Annotated in this window: 22 protein-coding genes, 1 other RNA gene and 2 pseudogenes; 10 read left to right on the top strand and 15 right to left on the bottom strand. The window is 74.5% G+C overall.

The window, feature by feature from the left end; all coding sequences use genetic code 11:
* Positions 1–12: 12 nt before the first annotated feature.
* Positions 13–1,446, top strand: coding sequence for an MFS transporter (locus ACWH4W_RS31000; RefSeq protein WP_473079115.1), 1,434 nt, complete (start codon positions 13–15; stop codon positions 1,444–1,446).
* Positions 1,447–1,902: 456 nt separating this feature from the next.
* Here ACWH4W_RS31000 and ACWH4W_RS30995 read toward each other — a convergent pair whose 3' ends face one another.
* Together ACWH4W_RS30995 and ACWH4W_RS30990 are read right to left on the bottom strand one after the other, a co-directional pair.
* A complete protein-coding gene (locus ACWH4W_RS30995; protein WP_473079114.1) occupies positions 1,903–2,070 on the bottom strand; it encodes a hypothetical protein in 168 nt (55 codons plus the stop codon).
* Positions 2,071–2,167: 97 nt separating this feature from the next.
* Positions 2,168–3,391 (bottom strand): hypothetical protein, encoded by a 1,224-nt coding sequence (locus ACWH4W_RS30990; protein ID WP_473079113.1) that lies wholly within the window; start codon positions 3,389–3,391, stop codon positions 2,168–2,170.
* A 245-nt stretch (positions 3,392–3,636) separates the two neighbouring features.
* Between ACWH4W_RS30990 and ACWH4W_RS30985 the strand changes: the two genes are divergently transcribed.
* The 3 genes from ACWH4W_RS30985 to ACWH4W_RS30975 are packed head-to-tail and all read left to right on the top strand — an operon-like array spanning position 3,637 to position 6,761.
* Positions 3,637–4,557: a Nif3-like dinuclear metal center hexameric protein gene (locus ACWH4W_RS30985; protein WP_473079112.1), complete on the top strand. Its 921-nt coding sequence runs from the start codon at positions 3,637–3,639 to the stop codon at positions 4,555–4,557.
* The gene (locus ACWH4W_RS30980) at positions 4,554–5,297 is read left to right on the top strand and encodes a zinc ribbon domain-containing protein (RefSeq protein ID WP_473079298.1); all 744 of its coding nucleotides are present in this window, start codon (positions 4,554–4,556) and stop codon (positions 5,295–5,297) included. The genes ACWH4W_RS30985 and ACWH4W_RS30980 overlap by 4 nt, the downstream gene beginning before the upstream one ends.
* Positions 5,298–5,330: 33 nt before the next feature.
* Positions 5,331–6,761, top strand: coding sequence for a bifunctional RNase H/acid phosphatase (locus ACWH4W_RS30975; RefSeq protein ID WP_473079111.1), 1,431 nt, complete (start codon positions 5,331–5,333; stop codon positions 6,759–6,761).
* 24 nt (positions 6,762–6,785) lie between these two features.
* Here the strand turns inward: ACWH4W_RS30975 and eda are convergent, their stop codons facing one another.
* The 4 genes from eda to ACWH4W_RS30955 form a co-directional block, all read right to left on the bottom strand.
* On the bottom strand, positions 6,786–7,448 hold the full coding sequence (gene eda / locus ACWH4W_RS30970) for a bifunctional 4-hydroxy-2-oxoglutarate aldolase/2-dehydro-3-deoxy-phosphogluconate aldolase (RefSeq protein ID WP_473079110.1): 663 nt from the start codon (positions 7,446–7,448) through the stop codon (positions 6,786–6,788).
* A 75-nt stretch (positions 7,449–7,523) separates the two neighbouring features.
* Positions 7,524–8,306: a peroxide stress protein YaaA gene (gene yaaA, locus ACWH4W_RS30965; protein ID WP_473079109.1), complete on the bottom strand. Its 783-nt coding sequence runs from the start codon at positions 8,304–8,306 to the stop codon at positions 7,524–7,526.
* Between the two features lie 27 nt (positions 8,307–8,333).
* A complete protein-coding gene (locus ACWH4W_RS30960; RefSeq protein WP_473079297.1) occupies positions 8,334–8,888 on the bottom strand; it encodes a hypothetical protein in 555 nt (184 codons plus the stop codon).
* A 113-nt stretch (positions 8,889–9,001) separates the two neighbouring features.
* Positions 9,002–9,757 carry a MerR family transcriptional regulator gene (locus ACWH4W_RS30955; protein WP_473079108.1) on the bottom strand — a complete coding sequence of 252 codons (756 nt, stop codon included), beginning with the start codon at positions 9,755–9,757 and terminating at the stop codon, positions 9,002–9,004.
* Between the two features lie 237 nt (positions 9,758–9,994).
* Here ACWH4W_RS30955 and ACWH4W_RS30950 point away from each other — a divergent pair.
* The 3 genes and pseudogenes from ACWH4W_RS30950 to ACWH4W_RS30940 all read left to right on the top strand — a co-directional run.
* Positions 9,995–10,444 (top strand): annotated as a pseudogene (locus ACWH4W_RS30950) (EamA family transporter); the annotation flags it as partial.
* A gap of 112 nt (positions 10,445–10,556) precedes the next feature.
* An RNA gene (rnpB, locus tag ACWH4W_RS30945) (RNase P RNA component class A) lies at positions 10,557–10,959 on the top strand.
* Positions 10,957–11,263, top strand: a pseudogene (locus ACWH4W_RS30940) (ArsR/SmtB family transcription factor); the annotation flags it as partial. The gene rnpB and the pseudogene ACWH4W_RS30940, both read left to right, overlap by 3 nt.
* A gap of 588 nt (positions 11,264–11,851) precedes the next feature.
* On the opposite strand, the gene crcB reads toward ACWH4W_RS30940, so the two are convergent.
* The 4 genes from crcB to ACWH4W_RS30920 form a co-directional block, all read right to left on the bottom strand.
* Positions 11,852–12,226, bottom strand: a complete 375-nt coding sequence (gene crcB, locus ACWH4W_RS30935) for a fluoride efflux transporter CrcB (RefSeq protein WP_473079107.1) — start codon at positions 12,224–12,226, stop codon at positions 11,852–11,854.
* Positions 12,223–12,573, bottom strand: a complete 351-nt coding sequence (locus ACWH4W_RS30930; protein ID WP_473079106.1) for a DUF190 domain-containing protein — start codon at positions 12,571–12,573, stop codon at positions 12,223–12,225. Before ACWH4W_RS30930 ends, crcB begins: the two co-directional genes overlap by 4 nt.
* The gene (locus ACWH4W_RS30925) at positions 12,570–13,055 is read right to left on the bottom strand and encodes a fluoride efflux transporter FluC (RefSeq protein WP_473079296.1); all 486 of its coding nucleotides are present in this window, start codon (positions 13,053–13,055) and stop codon (positions 12,570–12,572) included. Before ACWH4W_RS30925 ends, ACWH4W_RS30930 begins: the two co-directional genes overlap by 4 nt.
* A gap of 203 nt (positions 13,056–13,258) precedes the next feature.
* Positions 13,259–13,408, bottom strand: a complete 150-nt coding sequence (locus tag ACWH4W_RS30920) for a hypothetical protein (RefSeq protein WP_473079105.1) — start codon at positions 13,406–13,408, stop codon at positions 13,259–13,261.
* Positions 13,409–13,498: 90 nt separating this feature from the next.
* Between ACWH4W_RS30920 and ACWH4W_RS30915 the strand changes: the two genes are divergently transcribed.
* The gene (locus ACWH4W_RS30915) at positions 13,499–13,804 is read left to right on the top strand and encodes an Rv3488 family transcriptional regulator (protein ID WP_473079104.1); all 306 of its coding nucleotides are present in this window, start codon (positions 13,499–13,501) and stop codon (positions 13,802–13,804) included.
* 215 nt (positions 13,805–14,019) lie between these two features.
* On the opposite strand, the gene ACWH4W_RS30910 is transcribed toward ACWH4W_RS30915, so the two are convergent.
* The 4 genes from ACWH4W_RS30910 to ACWH4W_RS30895 all read right to left on the bottom strand — a co-directional run bounded on the left by ACWH4W_RS30910 (position 14,020) and on the right by ACWH4W_RS30895 (position 17,223).
* Positions 14,020–14,295: a hypothetical protein gene (locus ACWH4W_RS30910; RefSeq protein ID WP_473079103.1), complete on the bottom strand. Its 276-nt coding sequence runs from the start codon at positions 14,293–14,295 to the stop codon at positions 14,020–14,022.
* Between the two features lie 72 nt (positions 14,296–14,367).
* Positions 14,368–15,639, bottom strand: coding sequence for an APC family permease (locus ACWH4W_RS30905; RefSeq protein ID WP_473079102.1), 1,272 nt, complete (start codon positions 15,637–15,639; stop codon positions 14,368–14,370).
* A gap of 181 nt (positions 15,640–15,820) precedes the next feature.
* The gene (gene arsB / locus ACWH4W_RS30900) at positions 15,821–16,918 is read right to left on the bottom strand and encodes an ACR3 family arsenite efflux transporter (protein ID WP_473079101.1); all 1,098 of its coding nucleotides are present in this window, start codon (positions 16,916–16,918) and stop codon (positions 15,821–15,823) included.
* Positions 16,915–17,223, bottom strand: a complete 309-nt coding sequence (locus tag ACWH4W_RS30895; protein WP_473079100.1) for an ArsR/SmtB family transcription factor — start codon at positions 17,221–17,223, stop codon at positions 16,915–16,917. Before ACWH4W_RS30895 ends, arsB begins: the two co-directional genes overlap by 4 nt.
* A 75-nt stretch (positions 17,224–17,298) precedes the next feature.
* Between ACWH4W_RS30895 and ACWH4W_RS30890 the strand changes: the two genes are divergently transcribed.
* Together ACWH4W_RS30890 and ACWH4W_RS30885 are read left to right on the top strand one after the other, a co-directional pair.
* Entirely contained in the window at positions 17,299–17,934 is a 636-nt protein-coding gene (locus ACWH4W_RS30890) for an arsenate reductase/protein-tyrosine-phosphatase family protein (protein WP_473079099.1), read from the top strand.
* Positions 17,935–17,978: 44 nt separating this feature from the next.
* The gene (locus ACWH4W_RS30885) at positions 17,979–18,398 is read left to right on the top strand and encodes an arsenate reductase ArsC (RefSeq protein ID WP_473079098.1); all 420 of its coding nucleotides are present in this window, start codon (positions 17,979–17,981) and stop codon (positions 18,396–18,398) included.
* Positions 18,399–18,741: 343 nt separating this feature from the next.
* On the opposite strand, the gene ACWH4W_RS30880 is transcribed toward ACWH4W_RS30885, so the two are convergent.
* Positions 18,742–19,449 (bottom strand): DsbA family oxidoreductase, encoded by a 708-nt coding sequence (locus ACWH4W_RS30880; protein WP_473079097.1) that lies wholly within the window; start codon positions 19,447–19,449, stop codon positions 18,742–18,744.
* Positions 19,450–19,789: the final 340 nt, after the last annotated feature.

The following is a 19,789-nucleotide window of genomic DNA, read 5'->3' as shown; positions in this document are numbered from 1 at the left end:
GCGGTTGAGAACATGACCCTCATGCTCGAAGCCCCCGACACCACCCGCGCCCCCGCCCGCTCCGCACCTCCCGTGTGGCTGGTGGTGGCGCTCGCCTGCGCCGGCCAGTTCCTCGTCGTCCTCGACATCTCCGTGGTCAACGTGGCGCTGCCCTCCCTGCGCACCGGCCTCGCGCTGGACGAGCAGGGCCTGCAGTGGGTGGTCAACGCGTACTCCATCGCCTTCGCGGGCTTCATGCTGCTCGGCGGCCGGGCCGGCGACCTGTGGGGACGCAAGCGCATGTTCCTCGTCGGGCTCGGACTGTTCACCCTGGCCTCACTGGCCGGCGGGCTCGCCCAGGAGGGCTGGCAGCTGCTGGTGGCGCGGGCCGTGCAGGGGCTCGGGGCGGCCGTCCTGGCGCCCTCCACGCTCACCCTCGTCACCTCGGCGGTGCCGGAGGGCGCGGCCCGCGCCCGCGCCATCGCCACCTGGACCGCCGTCGGCGCGGGCGGCGGCGCGGCGGGCAGCTTCGTCGGCGGGGTGCTCGTCGAGGCGCTGTCCTGGCGCTGGGTGCTGCTGATCAACGTGCCCGTCGGAGCGGTCGTGCTGGCCGCCACCGCCCGCTGGATCACCGAGAGCCGCGCCGGGCACGGCCGCCGCCTCGACCTGCCCGGCGCGGTGCTCGTCACGGCGGGCCTCGCCACCCTGGCGTACGGGGTCTCCCAGACCGAGGCCGTCGGCTGGACGGCGGTGTCCACCGTGGTGCCGCTGTGCGCGGGGCTCGTCCTCGTCGCGCTGTTCGTGCTCGTCGAGGCCCGCGCCAGGTCCCCGCTGATGCCGCTCGGCCTGTTGAAGCTGCGGTCGGTGGCCTCCGCCAACGTCGCCATGTTCCTCAGCGGCTCCGCGATGTTCTGCATGTGGTTCTTCATGACCCTCTACGCGCAGAACGTCCTCGGCTACACCCCGCTGGAGGCCGGACTGGCCCTGGTGCCCAGCTCCCTCGCCGTGATCATCGGCTCCAAGGTCGCCCCGCGCCTGATGCGGGCGACGGGACCGCGCGCCGTGGCCGTGCTCGGCACGCTCGTCGCGCTGGCCGGCTTCGCCTGGCAGTCCACGATGACGGCGGACGGCGACTACCTCACCGCGGTCATGTTCCCCGGCGTCCTGATGATGCTGGGCGCGGGCCTCGCCGGCACCCCGCTGGCCTCCCTCGCGACCTCCGGCGCGGCGCCCGAGGAGGCCGGGGTGGTCTCCGGCCTGGTCAACACCTCCCGGACGATGGGCGGTTCCCTCGGCCTCGCCGTCATGGCCACCCTCGCGGCGGCCCGCACGGACGGCCGCGACACCCCGGAGGCCCTCACCGAGGGCTACGCCCTCGTCTTCACCACCGGGACCGCCGTCCTGGCGGTGGGCGCCGTCCTGATGTGGGTGTGGCTGCCGCGCGCCCCGGCGAGGCAGCCGGGCTGAACCGTCCCGAGGGCGGGGTCCGGCCCCGGTGTCACAGCCGGTCGCGGGCCTCGTGCCCGGCCCGTGCGGTGACGCGTGCCCGTCCTGCCGATGGCCGCGGACCGGCGGTGCGGACCGTGGTGGTGTGCGGACCGCGGACCCGGACGGGCGCGGGCGGGCGGCGAGGCCGGCGGCGGTCGCCCCGCCCGCGGACTCCCGCAGTACGTCGCGGGTGCGCGGGCGGGGAGCGGGCGGTGAGCGGGCGGTGAGCGGACCGGGCCCGGCGCCGCGCGCCGCCGCGGTCATCAGGCCGGGCGCCACCCGCCGCGCCATGACGTCCCCGGCGCCGTACGGACGCGTGGTGGACGCCGGGTGGACGTAGAGGTTCCCCGGACGCGGGAGCGGCCCCGGTCGTCGTCCGACGACCGGGGCCGCTCTTCCGTGCCGCCCGCGGAGGGCGAGTCCGCCGGCCCGGTGTCAGGCGGCCGACTCCACGCGCTCGTTCTCCTGGGTCGGCTTGCGGTGCCGGCCGCGCGGGGACGTCTCGGTGTCCTGCGTGGAGACCGGCCCCCGGTGCCTGCCGTGACCCGCGGCGACCTGCTCGTGCTCGACGGTCTGCGGCTCGTGCGTGATGACGTCGCTCATCGGAAGGAATTCACCCCGTAAACATGATCTTTCCTACAGCCGGGCGAGTCTAACCGGCCCACCGCACCCCGGATCCAGGCGGCCACGCCAACCGCCGCTAGTTCGTTACAAGCCGCCCGAGGGGTGCCTGCTGGAGCGGGACGGGACGGGGCACGTCGGCCAGGGAGTGGAGGTGATGGACGGTCATCTCCGTTGTTCCGGTCGGCAGTTGGCCGGTGAACGGCTCCTGGCGCGGAGGTGAGGGCTCCGCGTCCGCGGCGACGCCCCGGGGCGGGTCGCCCTCCGGCCGCCGCCGCTCCCCCGGCATCGTCAGCGTGGCCACACCGCAGGGCGCCGCCCCGGTGGAGCAGGGGAGTCGCAGCGTCCCGGACGCCGTCCACAGTCCCGTGCCGGTCAGCCAGCCCGCCGGGGCGGGGACGTGGTGCACGCGCCGTTCGGCGGGACGCCACAGCCCGATCCAGCCGGCGCCGCCCGCCCCCTCGACGCGCAGCGCCACCGCGCAGCCCTCCGGGCTCAGCACCTGCCCCGGCTGCACGGCGAACGGAGTGACCGTGCGGCCCGCCAGCCGCAGGCACCCGGGGAACCGCACGGGCAGGGTGCTGCCCAGCACCCCCCAGCCGAGCCGCTCCTCCCCCGGGGAGGGCGCGTCCGAGCGGATCAGCAGCAGACCGCTGTCCGGGTCGGCGAGCAGGACCCGGTCGTCGCTGCCGGGGGTGATCTGCAGCAGCGGGGACACCTCGCCGCCGCGTCCGAGGTCGACCACGACCGACTTGGTGCGTCCGCCCGCCTCCCGGTCCAGGGCCAGTATCCGGCCCTCGCGGTCCAGCCACACCCCGCCCGAGCAGCGGCCGGGGATCTCCGCGACCCGCTCGGGCCCGGACGCGCCGCCCGCCACCAGCCACACCGCCGCCGCGTCCCGGCCGGCGGCGAGGGCGTACGCCCGGCGGCCGTCCGGGGCCGGGGGCAGCAGCCGCAGCCGGGTCCGCCCGTCCGGGCACGCGACCGTGCCGAGCGGCAGCTCGCCGGTGCCGGGCCCGGTCGGGTACAGCAGGGAGAAGGCGTGCCGCCCGTCCACCAGCCGGTGGATGAGGACGCGGCCGTCGCTCAGGGGCTGTACCTCGGTGCCGGGCTCCTCCGGCTGGTTGCCGGGCAGCGGCACCGCGTACGGCTCGGGGCCGTCCAGGGTCCAGCGCTCCGGGAACAGGGAGCCGCCGGCGAGGGCCAGACGGGCGGCGTAACAGCCGTCCGCGGTGATGGCGCAGCCCGCCCGTCCCGCTCCGTTCTCGTGTGCCGCCGCAGGTTCGATGGCGCAGACCGTCATCTCTCGGTCACCTCCGGTGACGAACGGTAATTTCCGCGGACGGAGGCGGCGGACCGGAGGGGCGCGCTTCACACGTACGGGTGCTCCAGGAACGATTCTGCCGAGGAAGCGCGGGTCGTGTGCTCCACGGGTGCGCGCCGGGTGGTCGCCGGGTGCCGTGCCGTGGCGCACCACGGGCGCGGTGCGGGACCGGGCGGGGCCGGATCCGGTACTGCCGTACGAAAGGGCCAGGTAGCCTTGGCCGCGTGCCCCGTCTGTCAGAAGTCATCGCCGCGCTGGAGAACCTGTGGCCCGCCGGGCGGGCCGAGTCCTGGGACGCGGTCGGCACCGTCGTGGGGGAGCCGGACCAGGAGGTCACGCGCGTCCTGTTCGCCGTCGACCCGGTCCAGGAGACCGTCGACGAGGCGGTGAGGCTCGGCGCCGACCTGCTGGTCACCCACCACCCGCTCTACCTGCGCGGCACGACCACCGTCGCGGCCTCCACCTTCAAGGGCCGCGTGGTGCACACGCTCATCAAGAACGACATCGCGCTGCACGTCGCCCACACCAACGCCGACACCGCCGACCCGGGAGTCTCCGACGCCCTCGCCGGCGCGCTCGGCCTCAGGGTCGTACGGCCCCTGGTGCCGGACCCGTCCGACCCCGAGGGGCGACGGGGTCTGGGCCGCGTCTGCGAGCTCGACCCGCCGCTCACCGTGCGCGAGTTCGCCGCCCGCGCCGCCGAACGGCTGCCCGCCACCGCGCAGGGCGTCCGCGTCGCCGGCGACCCGGACGCGCCGGTACGGACGGTCGCCGTCAGCGGCGGCTCCGGCGACAGCCTCTTCGACCACGTCCGGGCGGCCGGCGTCGACGCCTTCCTCACCGCGGACCTGCGCCACCACCCGGCGTCCGAGTTCATGGCGGACCGCGCCCACCGTCCTCTCGCGCTGCTCGACGCGGCGCACTGGGCCACCGAGTGGCCCTGGTGCGAGCTGGCCGCCGCCCAGCTCGACGAGATCTCCGACCGGCACGGCTGGAACCTTCGGGTCCACGTCTCGCGCACGGTCACCGACCCCTGGACCGCCCACGCGGCGTCGTCCGGTGCCCACCCGTCACCCACCGCCACCCTTCCGGGGAGCGCCGCGCGCGCCCCTCTGGATTCCGACACATCTGGAGCCCCCAACTGAACGCCGAGCCCGCCGACCAGATCCGTCTCCTCGACGTCCAGGACCTCGACGTCCGCCTCCAGCAGCTCGCGCACAAGCGGAAGTCGCTCCCGGAGCACGCCGAGATCGAGTCGCTGAACCGGGACCTCGCCCAGCTGCGCGACCTGCTCGTCGCCGCGCAGACCGAGGAGAGCGACTGCGCGCGCGAGCAGACCAAGGCCGAGCAGGACGTCGACCAGGTGCGCCAGCGCGCCGTCCGCGACCAGAAGCGTCTCGACTCCGGAGCCGTCTCCTCGCCCAAGGACCTGGAGAACCTCCAGCGCGAACTCGTCTCCCTCGCCAAGCGCCAGGGCGACCTGGAGGACGTCGTCCTCGAGGTCATGGAGCGCCGCGAGTCCGCCCAGGAGCGGGTCGCCGAACTCACCGAGCGGGTCGGCTCCGTCCAGGGCAAGATCGACGACGCGACCGCCCGCCGGGACGCGGCGCTGGAGCAGATCGACGGAGAGACCGCCTCCGTGACGAAGGAGCGCGAGGTCGTCGCCGCGTCCGTGCCGACCGCCCTGCTCAGCCTGTACGACAAGCTGCGCGAGCAGCAGGGCGGCATCGGCGCGGCCAAGCTGTACGCGCGCACCTGCCAGGGGTGCCGTCAGGAGCTGGCCATCACCGAGCTGAACGAGATCCGCGCCGCCGCCCCGGACACCGTGGTGCGCTGCGAGAACTGCCGCCGCATCCTGGTCCGCACGGCGGAGTCGGGACTGTAGGGGAGCAGCGGGGCTCACAGGGGACCGAATCCGATGCGGGAGTTCGTCGTCGAGGCGGACGGCGGGTCGCGGGGCAACCCGGGACCGGCCGGTTACGGGGCCGTGGTGAGCGACGCGGCCACGGGGGAGACCCTGGCGGAGGCGGCCGAGTACATCGGCGTCGCCACGAACAACGTCGCCGAGTACCGGGGCCTGCTGGCCGGCCTGCGCGCCGCGCGTGAGCTGGACCCGGAGGCACGGGTCCACGTCCGGATGGACTCCAAACTCGTCGTCGAGCAGATGACGGGCCGCTGGAAGGTCAAGCACCCGGCGATGAAACCGCTCGCGGCGGAGGCCGCGACGGTCTTCCCGCCGGACCGGGTCACCTACGAGTGGATCCCCCGCGCCCGCAACACCCACGCGGACCGCCTGGCCAACGAGGCGATGGACGCGGGCGAGCGGGGCGAGCCCCGGTCGCCCGCGGCCGGCCGCGCCGGCCTGGACACGCCCCCGGCCGTGCCGGCCCCCGAGGGCCCGCCCGGTGACGCGACGGCGGGAGCGGCACGGGTGCGCGCGGCGATGGCGTCGGGGACGGGGAGCGCCGTGGCGTCGGGGACGGGGAGCGCCGCGGAGCCGGGCCAGCCGGGGCCGAGGCGGCGTCCCGCAGGGGCGAGCGGTGCCGGGGCCGGTGGTTCGGGTTCGGCGGGCACGGATCGGTGGCGTGGCGGCGAGGGCGCCTCCGCGGAACGGGATGCCGGCGCCTCCGACGCGGCGGGAAGCGGCTCCGCGACCGCCGACGCCGACCGTCGCGCCGTGCAGGCCGTCGCCACCCCCTCCTCCGGGTGGGCGCCCGCCGACATGGGGGCGCCGGCGACCTTCGTGCTGCTGCGGCACGGCGAGACGCCGCTCACCCCGCAGAAGCGGTTCTCGGGCAGCGGGGGCAGTGACCCCTCCCTCTCGGACGTCGGGCGCGAGCAGGCCAGGAGGGTCGCGGCCGCGCTCGCCCGGCGCGGCACCGTGCAGGCGGTCGTGGCCTCGCCCCTCGCCCGCACCCGCGAGACGGCAGGGATCGTCGCCGCCCGGCTCGGTCTGGACGTGGCCGTGGAGGAAGGGCTGCGGGAGACCGACTTCGGGGCCTGGGAGGGCCTCACCTTCGGCGAGGTGCGCGAGCGGTACCCCGAGGACCTGAACGCCTGGCTGGCGTCCCCGGACGCCGAACCCACCGGCGGCGGCGAGAGCTTCGCGGCCACGGCCGCCCGCGTCGCGGAGGCACGCGACAAGCTGCTCGCCGAGTACCGGGGCCGCACGGTCCTGCTGGTCACCCACGTGACCCCGGTCAAGACCCTGATCCGGCTCGCCCTGGGCGCCCCGCCCGAGGCGCTGTTCCGCATGGAGCTGTCCGCCGCCTCACTGTCCGCCGTGGCGTACTACGCCGACGGCAACGCCAGCGTCCGCCTGTTCAACGACACGTCCCACCTGCGGTAGACCCGGCGGGTCCCGCCCGTCTCCCTACAGCGCCGCCGCCTCCCGCGCCAGCCGCTCCACCCGGTCCCAGTCGCGGGCGGCCACCGCGTCCTCCGGCAGCATCCAGCTCCCGCCGACGCAGCCCACGTTGGGGAGGGCCAGGTACTCCGGGGCGGTGTCCGGCCCGATGCCCCCGGTGGGGCAGAAGCGCGCCTGCGGCAGCGGTCCCGACAGGGACTTCAGGTACGCCGTGCCGCCCGCCGCCCGCGCAGGGAAGAACTTCATCTCCCGCACCCCGCGCTCCAGCAGCGCCATCACCTCCGACGCCGTGGACACCCCCGGCAGGAACGGCACCCCTGACGCCCGCAGGGCCGCCAGCAGCGTGTCCGTGCACCCCGGGCTCACCAGGAACCGCGCCCCGGCCGCCACCGCGCCCCTCGCCTGCTCCGGCGTGAGCACCGTCCCGGCCCCGACCACGGCCCCCGGCACCTCGGCGGCGATCGCCCGGATCGCGTCCGGCGCGGCCGGGGTCCGCAGCGTCACCTCGATCGCGGGGAGTCCGCCCGCCACCAGCGCCCGCGCCAGCGGCACGGCGTCGGCGGCGTCCTCGACCACGGCCACGGGCACCACGGGAGCCGGCCCGAGCACCGAGAAGGAGGGGGCGGCGCCCGTGCCGGGCACGCCGGACGACGGCAGGGGAGCGTTCATGGCGCTCATCCTGCCGTCGGCACGCACCCTGCGCAAAGATCGTTGCGCATGATGCAACAGCGCCCCCGGAGGGGCTCAGTGCACCTCGTCCACCAGCACGTCCAGCGCCCACGCCCGCCCCGCACGGGCCGGCGCGGCGGCCTCCACCGCGTACCCGAGGTCCCGCAGCGCCTCCACCAGCTCCGCCGGGCCCTCCGGCGCGGCCCCGGCCGTCAGCAGGCTCCGGACGATCCGGCCCTTGGTCGCCTTGTTGAAGTGGCTGACCACCTTGCGGGTCGGCGCGTGCAGCACGCGGACCGTCGCCGTACGCCCGGCCACCTCGCCCTTCGGCTTCCACGCCGTGGCGTACGCGGCCGAGCGCAGGTCGAGGACCAGCCCCGACCCCGCGGCCTCGGGCAGCGCCTGGGCCATCGGCGCCCGCCAGTACGCGCCCAGCGCGCCCAGGCCGGGCAGCCTGACCCCCATCGAGCAACGGTAGGAGGGGATCCGGTCGGTCACGCGGACCGCGCCCCACAGCCCGGAGAACACCAGCAGCGACCGCGCCGCCCGCCGCTTCGCCGCCGCGTCGAGGGAGGCCAGGTCCAGGGCGTCGTACAGCACCCCGGTGTAGATCTCCCCGGCCGGGCGGGCGCCGGCGGTGCGCAGCTCGCGGTTCTTCGCGACCTCGCCCCGCAGGCCCTCGCTCAGCCCGAGCACGTCGCGTGCCTTGTCCTCGTCGCCGGAGCAGAGGTCGACCAGCTCGGCGAGGACCTCCTCCCGCGCGGCGTTCAGTCCCGGCAGCGACAGGGACTCCGTCCGCAGCGGGGCACCGCGGCCGGAAGCGGCCTTGCCTTCGGACGGCGGCAGCAGGACAAGCACACGTACTCCTTCGGTCGAGCTCGCCTGTCAGGGTACGGCGTGGCCGGCCGGCCCCGGTCCGGCGGCGGTGAGCGCCCGTACCAGACCGTCCGCGTCGTCGGCGTGGAGGCGGACCACGCGCACGTCCCGGGTCCGGCCGAAGAAGGACCGGTGCGTGACCGGCTCGGTGAGCTCCACCGTCACGGTCGTCCGCGAGCCGACCGGGAGGTTCAGCTCGCCCTCCGCCGGCGTGTGCGTCATCCGCAGCTCGCGCCGGACGGACGCGATCCGCTCCCGCGGCAGGCGCAGGTCGACGTGGACGGCGCGGCGGACCCGCAGACCGTCGGGCCCGAGGACGTGCGGGCGGACGACGGAGGCGGCGTACAGGGCGACGACGAGGACGACGGTGTACACGTCCAGGAGGAGCACCACCGCGTGCAGCACCGGCCAGTCGCTCAGCAGCACGGACATCACGACCGTCTCCACCACGCACACGAACGCGAGCCCGGACATCATGGCCGCCTCCCCGCGCGCGTACCCGAAGGCCGTGCCCCCGCGGGTGCCGTGCGTACGCCGCGCCAGCCACAGCGCGAGGCTCACCATCAGCCGCGCCTCGTGCCGCACCAGCGTCCGTACCGCCCGCACCGTCGCTCCCGTCACGGCGCCCCTCCCCTGACCGCCCGCCCGTGCGGAACTCCCGCGCACCGTCCCTCCGCTCACGTCCGTCCCTGCGCGACGATCCGCAGCGCCCGGCGGAAGGCCTCCGCCTGGGCGGGGGCGAAGTCCGCGTAGAGGGCGGCCAGGAAGCCGTCGCTCTCGTCGAGGACGACGTCCTCGGGCAGCAGCTCGGCGGGCACGCACTCCGCGAGCGCGCGGGCGGCCTCCTCGACGCGCGGGTCGTCCGGACCGGCGCCGGCGAGCTCGTCGAGCAGGCGGTACACGGTCACGGTCCGCTCCGTCCCGCCCGGCGTCCCGACCACGCCGCTCACCGTCCCCATCAGCCGCTCCCGTTCCTCCGGCGGGGCGGAGGTCTCGATCAGCGCGAGGATCTCGCGGTCCTTCGCGGCCATGGGGGAGTCGGTCAGGTGGGCGGTGTCCCGGAAGAGCGCGGCCAGTTCCGGCGAGACCGGGCCCTCGGCGGCCGCAGCGCCCTCCGACTCCCGCAGCGTCCGCAGCCGCGCCCGCCGCTCCCGGACCGCCTCCTCCTGCCGCGCCAGGTCCTCGTCCAGCTCCGCCAGCACCTCGGCGAGGTCCTTGCCCGCGTCGTCCGCGAGCACGTCCCGCACCTCGGCGAGCCCGAGCCCCAGCTCGGTCAGCCGCCGGATCCGCGCGAGCACGACGGCGTGCCGCAGGGTGTAGTCCCGGTACCCGTTGCCGAGCCGCTCGGGCTCCGGCAGCAGCTCCAGATGGTGGTAGTGCCGCACCGCCCGGGTGGTGACCCCGACGGTCGCGGCGAGTTCTCCGATCCGCATGCCCCCAGTAGAGACGTTGACGTCGCGGCAGGGTCAAGCGAACGCCGTGGCGTCCGACGGGGGGCGTGCTCCTGTGCCACGATCGAGGGAACGGTTCCCGATCCCCCGGACAGGTGATCACCCGATGGTCCGGTCTGGCGAGCGACCGAAGGAGGGGGCGCGTGCTCGGGGTGACCCCGGCGGCGTACCGCAACAGCGTTCAAGACCCCGGACGCTGACCCGGCGGACACTCCCCGCATGACCGCACGCGGCTGGTTCCTGTTCTCCCTGATGGGAGTGGTCGGGGGCATTCCCTATCTGATGATCAAGGTGGCGGTGGAGGAGGTGTCCCCGTCCGGGGTGGTGTTCGCGCGCTGCGCCGTGGGCGCGCTGCTGCTCCCCTTCGCCCTGCGCCAGAGCGGCCTCGTCCGGAACGTGCGGACGCACTGGAAGCCGATGCTGGCGTTCGCGGTCATCGAGATCGTCGGCCCCTGGTACACGCTGACCGACGCCGAACGCCACCTGTCCAGCTCCACGGCCGGGCTGCTGATCGCGGGCGTGCCGATCGTCGGCGTCGTCTGCACGGCCGTGGCGTTCGTCGCCTTCCTGGAGCTGATCAAGGAGGCCGGCCCGATCCGCGCCTCGGTGATCACGTACGTCAACCCGGCGATCGCGGTGGCGGCCGGCGCGCTGTTCCTGGACGAGGCCCTGACCGGGACGGTGCTGGCCGCCTTCGTCCTGATCCTCACCGGATCGGTGCTGGCCAACGTGCGGGAGCGGAAGCCCGCCGCCCGGCGGGTACCATGGTCGGCACGGCAGACGAGCCGGGCGGACGGCCGCGTGGAGTCCCCCTAGGGGGCTTTCCGAGGAACGTCCGGGCTCCACAGGGCAGGGTGGTGGCTAACGGCCACCCGGGGTGACCCGCGGGACAGTGCCACAGAGAACAGACCGCCCGGCGCTTCGGCACCGGGTAAGGGTGAAACGGTGGTGTAAGAGACCACCAGCGCCTGGGGTGACTCAGGCGGCTAGGTAAACCCCACCCGGAGCAAGGTCAAAAGGAAGCACCCCGGTGCTTCTGCGCGGACGACCGAGGGCTGCCCGCCCGAGTCCGCGGGTGGACCGCACGAGGCCGGTGGCGACACCGGTCCTAGATGGATGGCCGTCGCCGGCGGGACCGCGAGGGCCCGCCGGAACAGAACCCGGCGTACAGCCCGGCTCGTCCTGTCGCACCCCCTCCGGCCCAGGTCAGAGGGGGTGCCCACTCTGCCGTTCGGCTCCGGGGCCGAGCGCTCGGCGACCCGGTTCGCCTTCGGCTGTTCTCCGCCGTGGCCTCGCACGAGGGCGGGGAGGCGTGCGGGTGCGACATCTCCGACGCCGGCGCCTCCCGGCCCGCCGTCTCCCCGCCTGAGGAAGCTGAGGGAGGCCGGGCCGCCGGCTTCCGAGCGGCGCGGCGCCTGGGGCTGCTACCGCGTCGAGCCGTCCGTGCTCGCCGCCGTGGGCAAGCCGCTGACGACGTCGGCCGTCGCCCGACGACCTCGGACGGAGACGGAGCGGGACGTGGTGCGCGGGACGTTGACCGCGATGGTCGTGCCGCCGGTGGTGGAGCGCGCGGTGCTGACGCCGGCGGTCTTCTACCGGGCGGGCGTCGACGAGGGGCTTCGCCGTCCTCGACGAGAGCGGGGCGGTGCTTCGCCGGGTGGCGGCGGGCCGGGTCTCGGGCCGGTGCGTGGACGCGGGCGTCGTCGCGTCTCGATCACGGCGACCGTGTCGAGACCGGCGTGGTGCAGCGTGCGCTGGACGGCGCGACGGGCGCCGTGGACCGTGAGCGCCGCGGGCTTTGGCCGCAGCGTGGCTGTCCGCAGCAGCGCGTGGGCGCACGCTGTCGGCGGAGCGGGGAAGGGTCCGGCTGCCATGGCGACCTCCTGGTGACCCGGATGCGTTGCCCTGTGCCTCCGTGGTCGCCCCCTGCGTGCCCTGATCAGTCGCGCACCGCCGCCCTGGCCGCGGGGGCGGGCCGGGCGCCGGTGAGGCGGGCGTCCAGGGGGCGCGACAGGAACGTCGAGACGTGTACGCCCGACGGTGCGACAGGGGGAGGGCCGTTGCGGGTGCCCGGGATCAGGTCCACAGTGCCTGCGCGAGCGCGACGCCGAGGAACGCCGCGCCGGGCCCGGCGACGACGCTGGCGATGACGTTGGCGGCGGCGAAGGACTTCGCCCCCGTCTCCGCGAGCCGCATCGTCTCGTAGGAGAAGGTCGAGTAGGTGGTCAGTGCCCCGCAGAACCCGGTGCCGACCAGCAGCCGCACCGAGTCGGGGGCGGCGCCGTAGATGACCGCTCCGGTGAGCAGGCCCAGGACCAGGCAGCCGGCCACGTTCACGGTGAAGGTGCCCCAGGGGAAGACGGTGTCGTGCCGCTTCCGCACCGCCAGGTCGGTCAGGTACCGCAGGGGTGCGCCGACGGCGGCGCCGGCGATGACCAGCAGCCAGGTCACTGCGCGCGCTCCTCGCTCCGGCCGACGTAGCGGATGACCTCGCGGTCGTCGAGGATCACCAGGCTCTCGGTGACCAGCTCGTCGAGCTGCGGGAGGAACGCGCGGACGCGGGTCTCGGCGTCGACGACGAGGGCGACGGGCAGGTCCTCGCTCGGCGACAGCAGGCGGCTGGCGTGGATCGGGGAGGAGGCGCCGGAGCCCTCGGTGCCGCGGAACACCGACGCCCCGGCGAGCTCCGCCTTGTGGGCCCGGTGCGCGATCTCGGTGTACAGCGGCCTGTGGCGCCGGACGTCGTTCTCACCGGTGAAGATCGTCACGCGCAGCGCGCGACCGGTCAGCCTGGTCATGCTTGCCTCCACGCCACGATTCGGCGCGTCGCCCACATCGCGCTCCCTGCCGCCGTCAGCGCCACCAGCGGCGTCAGTCCCAGATGGGCCAGCCCCGTGCCCGCCCGGCCGGCGTCGACCAGCTGCTGGACGTCGACCGCGTAGGCCGAGAACGTCGTGAACCCGCCCAGCACTCCGGTGCCGAAGAAGGGCCGCACCAGCCGGTGCGCGGTCCACACATCGCTGATGACGACCATGAACACGCCGATCACCGCGCAGCCGGCCGTGTTCACTGCCAGCGTGGTCCACGGGAAGCCGCCGCCGTCCGCGGGCCACAGCAGCGACGCGCCATGGCGGGCCGAGGCGCCGATCGCTCCGCCCAGCGCCACTGCGGCCACCACGGAAAACTGCGTCCGCCACGGTCCGGGGCGCTGAACGGGTACAGGGAGGTCGGCGTCCGGGTCGGTGGGCTCACCCACGGCCGGGAAATGCGGCGGCTTCATCAGGTACACGTCTCCTACTCGCCAGGCGCCCCATTCTCAGGGCGCGCGTGAGCGCAAGTAGGGACCGTTGGCGGCAGCTGGTGCCGCGGTTCGGGTACGGCGGGCCCCACCGCCGCGCGGCAGCCCCGTGCCGGAGCCGCCGCCGACGACCAGGGTACGGCCGCCGGCGACGTGCTGAACGTCGCCGTGCTGGGGACGGCACGTCAGTCGGACGCTGCCGTCACCCAGCCGAGGCGCAGCAGGCCGGCGGGCATGTGGGTGATGCGGGCGAGACACAGCAGCAGCACGCAGGTGGCAGCCGTGGGCACGGCGTGCCCCGCGTCCGGCTCGCCGACCACAGCGGGCACGCGCACAGAGCCGGAGTGAACGGCGGGCCCCGTCGTAGACTCGGTAGCCGATATCGGTTTCGTCACTGCCCTCACGGGCGGGGAGGCGGGGTAGAGGTGCGGGAGTTCCAGCGGGGTGCGGTGCGGCTGCACATCCTGCATCACGCGGCCGAGGAGGAGGTCCACGGCGCGTGGATGACCGAGGAGCTGGCCTCGCACGGCTACCGGATCAGCCCCGGCACGCTGTATCCGACGCTGCACCGGCTGGAGGCGGACGGCCTGCTGACCTCGGAGCAGCGCGTCGTCGACGGCCGTACCCGGCGTGTCTACAAGGCGACCGAGGCCGGGAAGAAGGCCCTGGCGGAGGACCGCAGGGCGCTGGCGGAGCTGGCCCGCGAGGTCTTGGGCGACGACGCACCCTGATCCTCCGCGTACCGCCGCCTCGGCCGGTTCGGCGGCTCGGCGGGTGAGGCGGGCGTCGAGGGAGCGGGCGCCGGCGCCGACCAGGAGCAGCAGGCCGCAGACGATCTCGGAGAAGCCGTCGAGCGGGGCGAGGAAGCCGGGGGCGGGGATGCCGGCCTCGTCGAGAGGGGCGTCGGCGGTTTCACGCCTCCGTGGAGCGAGCGTGTCGGCGGGTGTCAGCCGCCGACGGTGCTTCCGGCGGGCGGGTCGAGCCGGCCGAGCCGGATCAGGACCAGCAGGGCGGCGTGGTGGAGGGCGAAGGGCGGGAAGCCGCGGGTGGAGGCGAACTTCATGAACCAGGCGATGACCGCGTAGCCGGCGAGGCCGCCGACGACGGTGGCCATGAGGGTGGGGATCCGGGCGACGCGGCTGCCGTGTTCGCCGATCTCGGCCAGCGCGTGCGCGCCGGAGGCCAGGCCGCTGGGCCGGGGCGCAGGGGCAGAGCGTGGCAACGCGATCGGGCGGCGCCCGGCTCGACGCCGGGGCGCCGCCCGATCGGGTGATCAGACGGACCGTAGGAGTGGTCAGCTGCGCGCGGCGGACCTGCGGCGGACGCCGTACCAGGCGGCGCCGGCGGCCAGGACCGCGGCACCGGAGAGCACGGACGACACGGGCAGCGCGAAGGCCAGCACCAGGCAGCCCGCCAGGCCGACGACCGGAATGACCCGGGCCGGGCGGCCCTCCTCGGGGGCGAGGGTCCAGGCGGAGGCGTTGGCGACGGCGTAGTAGACCAGGACGCCGAAGGACGAGAAGCCGATCGCCCCGCGCAGGTCCCCGGTCGCGGCGGCCACGGTCACAACAGCGCCGACGACCAGCTCGGCGCGGTGCGGGACCTGGAACCTGGGGTGGACGGCGGACAGGGCGTGCGGCAGGTGCCGGTCGCGGGCCATGGCCAGGGTGGTGCGCGAGACGCCGAGGATCAGGGCGAGCAGGGAGCCGAGCGCGGCGACGGCCGCACCGACGCGGACGACGGGCACGAGCCGGTCGGCGCCCGCGGCCCGCGCGGCGTCCGACAGCGGCGCCGCAGCCTCGGCCAGGCCGTCCGGCCCCAGCACCATCAGGACGGAGACAGCGACGACGGCGTAGACGACGAGGACGATGCCCAGCGCGATCGGGACCGCCCTCGGGATGGTGCGGGCCGGGTCGCGGACCTCCTCGCCCAGGGTGGCGATGCGCGCGTACCCGGCGAAGGCGAAGAACAGCAGTCCCGCAGCCTGGAGCACTCCGCCGAAGGTCGCGTCCGAGCCGACGTCCAGCCGGGCCGCATCCGCCCCGTCGGAGGTGAGGGCGGCGACCACCACGGCGGCGAGCACCGCCAGGACCACGGCCACGATCGCGCGGGTCAGCCACGCGGACTTCTGCACCCCGGTGTAGTTCACCGCGGTCAGCGCCACCACCGCCGCGACCGCGACCGCGTGCGCCTGGCCCGGCCACACGTACGAGCCGACGGTGAGCGCCATCGCCGCGCAGGAGGCCGTCTTGCCGACCACGAACGCCCAGCCCGCCAGGTAGCCCCAGAACTCCCCGAGCCGCTCGCGGCCGTACACGTACGTGCCGCCGGAGGCGGGGTAGCGGGCCGCGAGCCGGGCCGAGGAGGTGGCGTTGCAGTACGCGACCACCGCGGCCAGGGCCAGGCCGATCAACAGCCCGGAACCGGCCGCCCGCGCGGCCGGGGCAAGCGCTGCGAAGATCCCGGCGCCGATCATCGAGCCCAGACCGATCACGACGGCGTCGGGCACGCCGAGCGTCCGCCGCAACTCCTCCGGGACGCTGCCGGCGGTCGATGGCTTGCTCATGGGCACACTCCTCGGCGACACACGGCCGCACGCTTTACGGCTTCCGATATCGGCAGACGATATATGAGCCCGGAGCAGTTCCATGGCCGAGCCCAGCGCTGCGCGTATCCGAGGAAGGGCCGGCGGCCCGCTGGGAGCCGGCCGACAGCGAGGCGCGGGTCGCTGTCGGCCGGGAAGCGGACTAGCGCGTCGGCGCTCCGTCAGGCGTGGTGAACTTCCGGCGCCAGGCGAGGGAGACGTGGACCAGCCCGATGAGGACGGGGACCTCGATGAGCGGTCCTACGACGCCGGAGAGAGCCTGGCCGCTGGTGACGCCGAAGGTGGCGATGGCGACCGCGATGGCCAGCTCGAAGTTGTTGCCGGCCGCGGTGAACGCGAGGGTGGCGGTGCGGCCGTAGGCCAGGCCGATGGCCTTGCCGAGGGCGAAGGTGCCGAACCACATCACCGCGAAGTACACGAGCAGCGGCAGGGCGATCCGGGCCACGTCCAGCGGCTGCGAGGTGATCGTCTTTCCCTGGAGGGCGAAGAGGATGACGATCGTGAACAGCAGCCCGTACAGCGCCCACGGCCCGATCTTCGGCAGGAACTTCCGCTCGTAGTTCTCGCGACCCGTCTTCCGCTCGCCGATCCGGCGGGTGAGGAAGCCGGCCAGCAGCGGGACGCCGAGGAAGATGACCACGTTGAGGGCGATCTCCCCCATCGAGACGTCCAGGTGCTCGCCGTCGCCCAGGCCCAGCCAGCCGGGCAGCAGGTCGAGGTAGAACCAGCCGAGCAGGCCGAACGCCAGGACCTGGAAGACCGAGTTCAGCGCGACGAGGACGGCGGCGGCCTCGCGGTCGCCGCAGGCCAGGTCGTTCCAGATGATGACCATGGCGATGCAGCGGGCCAGGCCGACGATGATCAGGCCGGTGCGGTACTCGGGCAGGTCCGGCAGGAAGGTCCACGCCAGCGCGAACATCACCGCCGGACCCAGGACCCAGTTGATGACCAGCGAGGAGACCATCAGTTTGCGGTCGCCGGTGACGGCGTCCAGCTTGTCGTAGCGGACCTTGGCCAGGACCGGGTACATCATGACCAGCAGGCCGAGCGCGATCGGCAGGGAGATCCCGCCGATCTCCACCTTCGCCAGCGCGTCGTTCAGTCCGGGGATCACCCTCCCGAGCCCGAGGCCGACGGCCATGGCGATGAGGATCCACACGGCGAGGTAGCGGTCGAGCGTGGAGAGCTTGGCGACGACCGAGGATTCCTCGGCCGTCGCGGGCGCTTCGGTGCGGGTCACGGGCAGGCCCTCTTGTCGCGGGCGGCGGTACGGGCCTGTTCGGCCAGGTCGGCGAACTGCCCGGCGAGCTGGGCGATGACGTCCGGGCGCAGCTTGTAGTAGGTGAAGCGTCCGCACGGCTCGGTCTCGACGACACCGGCCTCGCGCAGGACTCTCAGGTGGTTGGAGAGGTTGGTCTGCTTGGCGCCGGTCTCCTCCACCAGGTGGGTGGTGCACAGCGTCTCGCGGGCGAGCAGGGTCACGATCTGGAGCCTGAGCGGGTCGGCCAGCACCCGCATCAGATCAGTGTCGACTGACGTCATCATGGGCTGATACTGTCACATCATCCAACGCTGATACCAGTCGGGGCTGACCCGTAGGTCCGTCGAAGAGGTCTTCCCGTGTCCGCCGCTCCCGCCCCCGCCCTGCCCGACGAGCGCCTGGCCGCCGGCGCCGCACGGCTCGCCGCCCGGCACGCCGGCCGCTTCGCGCCCGAGACCGTGCGGGGCCTGCTCACCGACTCCTGCCGGCGCCTGGCCGAGACCGCCTCGGTGACCACGCACCTGATCGTGCCGGCCGAGCGCTTCACCGCCGAACGCCTCGACGCCCTCGCCCACGTCCGGAGCGCGCCGGGCTCAGGGCTGTCACGGGTGCTGTTCGCGTGCAGCCGCGACGCCGGCCTCTCCCAGCTCGCCGCCGCCCTCCTGCGGCACCGGGCGGGCGGCCGGGGCGCCGTCTCCTCCGCGGGCGCCCACCCAGGGCCCGGGACCGAGCCGCACATCGCGCAGGTCCTCACCGAGGCCGGCACCGATGCGGCCGACGCGTCCACGAAGCCGCTGACCGGCGAGGTCGTCCAGGCGGCGGACACCGTCATCACCACGGGCTGCGGCGACGCCTGCCCCGTCGTGCCCGGCCGCCGCTACCTGGACTGGCCCGTGGCCGATCCCGACGGCGCCCCGATCGCAGTCGTCCGCGCCACCCGGGACGACATCGACCGCCGCATCACCGACCTGCTCGCCGGCCTGCCGAGCACCTGAAACCCCTCGCACCACCTGCCACTCACCTTGTGAAGGAAGAACGCATGTCCTCCGCCCCGCTCGCCTCCGTGCTGTTCGTCTGCGTCCACAACGCCGGCCGCTCGCAGATGGCCGCCGGCTTCCTCCAGCACCTCGCGGGCGACCGCATCGAGGTCCGCTCCGCCGGATCCGTCCCCGGCGACCGGGTCAACCCCGCGGCCGTCGAGGCGATGGCCGAGGCCGGCATCGACATCTCCGCCGCCACGCCGAAGATCCTCACCCCCGAGGCCGTACAGGCCTCCGACTACGTCATCACCATGGGCTGCGGCGACGCCTGCCCGATCCTCCCCGGCAAGAAGTACCTCGACTGGGCCCTGGAAGACCCGGCCGGCAAGGGCGTCGACGCCGTCCGCCCGATCCGCGACGAGATCAAGACCCGCATCGAGGCCCTCATCGCCGAGATCGACGCCCAGCAGGAGACGTGAGCCCCGTGACACAGCCCGGCCAGGTGCGCGAGGTCGTCATCATCGGCTCCGGCCCCGCCGGACACACCGCCGCCCCCTGCACTGAGCTTCCCCGGCCGGTCAGGAAGGGGGATCAGGCGTCGTGGTTGCGGGGGACTCGGATCCGTCTGCACCCGGTGCGTCTATGCCCAGCGACACCAACCGCAGGTCGGCTTCGGGCCTCGCCACGGAAACATGGTGTCCGGGCTGTCCGGGCGCGATCCATTCCGTCAGCCTTTCAAGGTAGGCCCGCACCGTCACGCCTTCTGCCGCGGCCGCCGCCGCCAAGCGGTCGTACGTGGCGGTCGAGACGCGGAGGTCCCTCTCAGGCATCGGCCGACTGCCTCCCCTCGGCCAGCAGGTCGAGCAGTTCCTCCGCCCACGACGGGTCGTAGCGGTCGAGGCGGGGCAGGCCCCCCTTGTCGGGATCGCCCGTCCACCGGACGTGGGCGCCGGGGTTGTGGACCGCGTACCCGCCGGGCGCGAACAGGTGGGGGCTGCCCTGGACGTCGGGCCCCTGGGCGACGCGGAACTGCTCGTGGATCTCCGCGCGGCCGGCGCCGCGCTCGAGAGCGCGGGCCAGGGCCTGTTCGTCGACGTGCTCACACCCCGCCGCGACGTCGAGGATCTCGGAGGGAATGCTGACGCACCGGCTCTCGACGTAGAACGCGTGCCGCAGTCCGGCGTCCAGTTCGTCGCTGCCGCGCAGGCCACCGACGGACGGGTCCTTCGCGGCCTGGACGGCTTCCATCGCGGGCAGCATCGTCGAGGGGTAGTCGTACTCCCGCCCGGCCCACGGACGCCAGCCGAGGTCGGGACGGTGTGCGGAGATCACCACGATCTCGGGCTCCACGATGAACTTGGGCGTGGGCTGGTGGTTGAACAACTCCAGCGGGAAGGCCCGGTGGTCGATCAGGAGGTCCTGCTCCCGTGCCCGGGCCGCGGTGCGCAGCGTGTGCAGGGCGAGGGTGGCCCAGGGACACCCCAGATCCGACCAGACGGTGACGGGCCGCGGCTCAGGGGCGGCGCTCATGATGTCCTCCTCGGTAGCGGGACCACACCGGGGTCCTCGCGGTGTGTGCCGCGTCGTGGAATCCCATGGTGCCGCGTGTGCGGCGCCCGGCGCCCGATGCCGGCGCCACTTCGTCAAGTCGCCTGGCACCGGGCTCCGCAGGGGCGCCCGCCGGCCAGGACGGTGGTCCGGACACCTTCCGAACCGTGCGCTCCGGACAGGGATCCGCGGAGGGAAGGAGACGGTGGTGGCCCGGCCACCACTGTCCGTCACAAGTCCTGTGCTCGGTGTACCTGGGGCGGGGACCCCGCCTGCCGCACATTGGACGGGCAGCCCTTCGGATCGTCTTCGTCTACACCCG

The organism is Streptomyces sp. DSM 120436, assembly GCF_055778765.1.
This window is presented reverse-complemented; position numbering and strand designations above follow the sequence as displayed.

Excerpts from the sequence above, each read along its gene's own strand:
- ACWH4W_RS31000 (WP_473079115.1), top strand. The coding sequence starts at position 13 with ATGACCCTCATGCTCGAAGCCCCCGACACCACCCGCGCCCCCGCCCGC.
- ACWH4W_RS30995 (WP_473079114.1), bottom strand. The coding sequence starts at position 2,070 with ATGAGCGACGTCATCACGCACGAGCCGCAGACCGTCGAGCACGAGCAG.
- ACWH4W_RS30990 (WP_473079113.1), bottom strand. The coding sequence starts at position 3,391 with ATGACGGTCTGCGCCATCGAACCTGCGGCGGCACACGAGAACGGAGCG.
- ACWH4W_RS30975 (WP_473079111.1), top strand. The coding sequence starts at position 5,331 with ATGCGGGAGTTCGTCGTCGAGGCGGACGGCGGGTCGCGGGGCAACCCG.
- eda (WP_473079110.1), bottom strand. The coding sequence starts at position 7,448 with ATGAACGCTCCCCTGCCGTCGTCCGGCGTGCCCGGCACGGGCGCCGCC.
- ACWH4W_RS30960 (WP_473079297.1), bottom strand. The coding sequence starts at position 8,888 with ATGGTGAGCCTCGCGCTGTGGCTGGCGCGGCGTACGCACGGCACCCGC.
- ACWH4W_RS30955 (WP_473079108.1), bottom strand. The coding sequence starts at position 9,757 with ATGCGGATCGGAGAACTCGCCGCGACCGTCGGGGTCACCACCCGGGCG.
- ACWH4W_RS30930 (WP_473079106.1), bottom strand. The coding sequence starts at position 12,573 with ATGACCAGGCTGACCGGTCGCGCGCTGCGCGTGACGATCTTCACCGGT.
- ACWH4W_RS30925 (WP_473079296.1), bottom strand. The coding sequence starts at position 13,055 with ATGAAGCCGCCGCATTTCCCGGCCGTGGGTGAGCCCACCGACCCGGAC.
- ACWH4W_RS30905 (WP_473079102.1), bottom strand. The coding sequence starts at position 15,639 with ATGAGCAAGCCATCGACCGCCGGCAGCGTCCCGGAGGAGTTGCGGCGG.
- ACWH4W_RS30895 (WP_473079100.1), bottom strand. The coding sequence starts at position 17,223 with ATGATGACGTCAGTCGACACTGATCTGATGCGGGTGCTGGCCGACCCG.
- ACWH4W_RS30885 (WP_473079098.1), top strand. The coding sequence starts at position 17,979 with ATGTCCTCCGCCCCGCTCGCCTCCGTGCTGTTCGTCTGCGTCCACAAC.
- ACWH4W_RS30880 (WP_473079097.1), bottom strand. The coding sequence starts at position 19,449 with ATGAGCGCCGCCCCTGAGCCGCGGCCCGTCACCGTCTGGTCGGATCTG.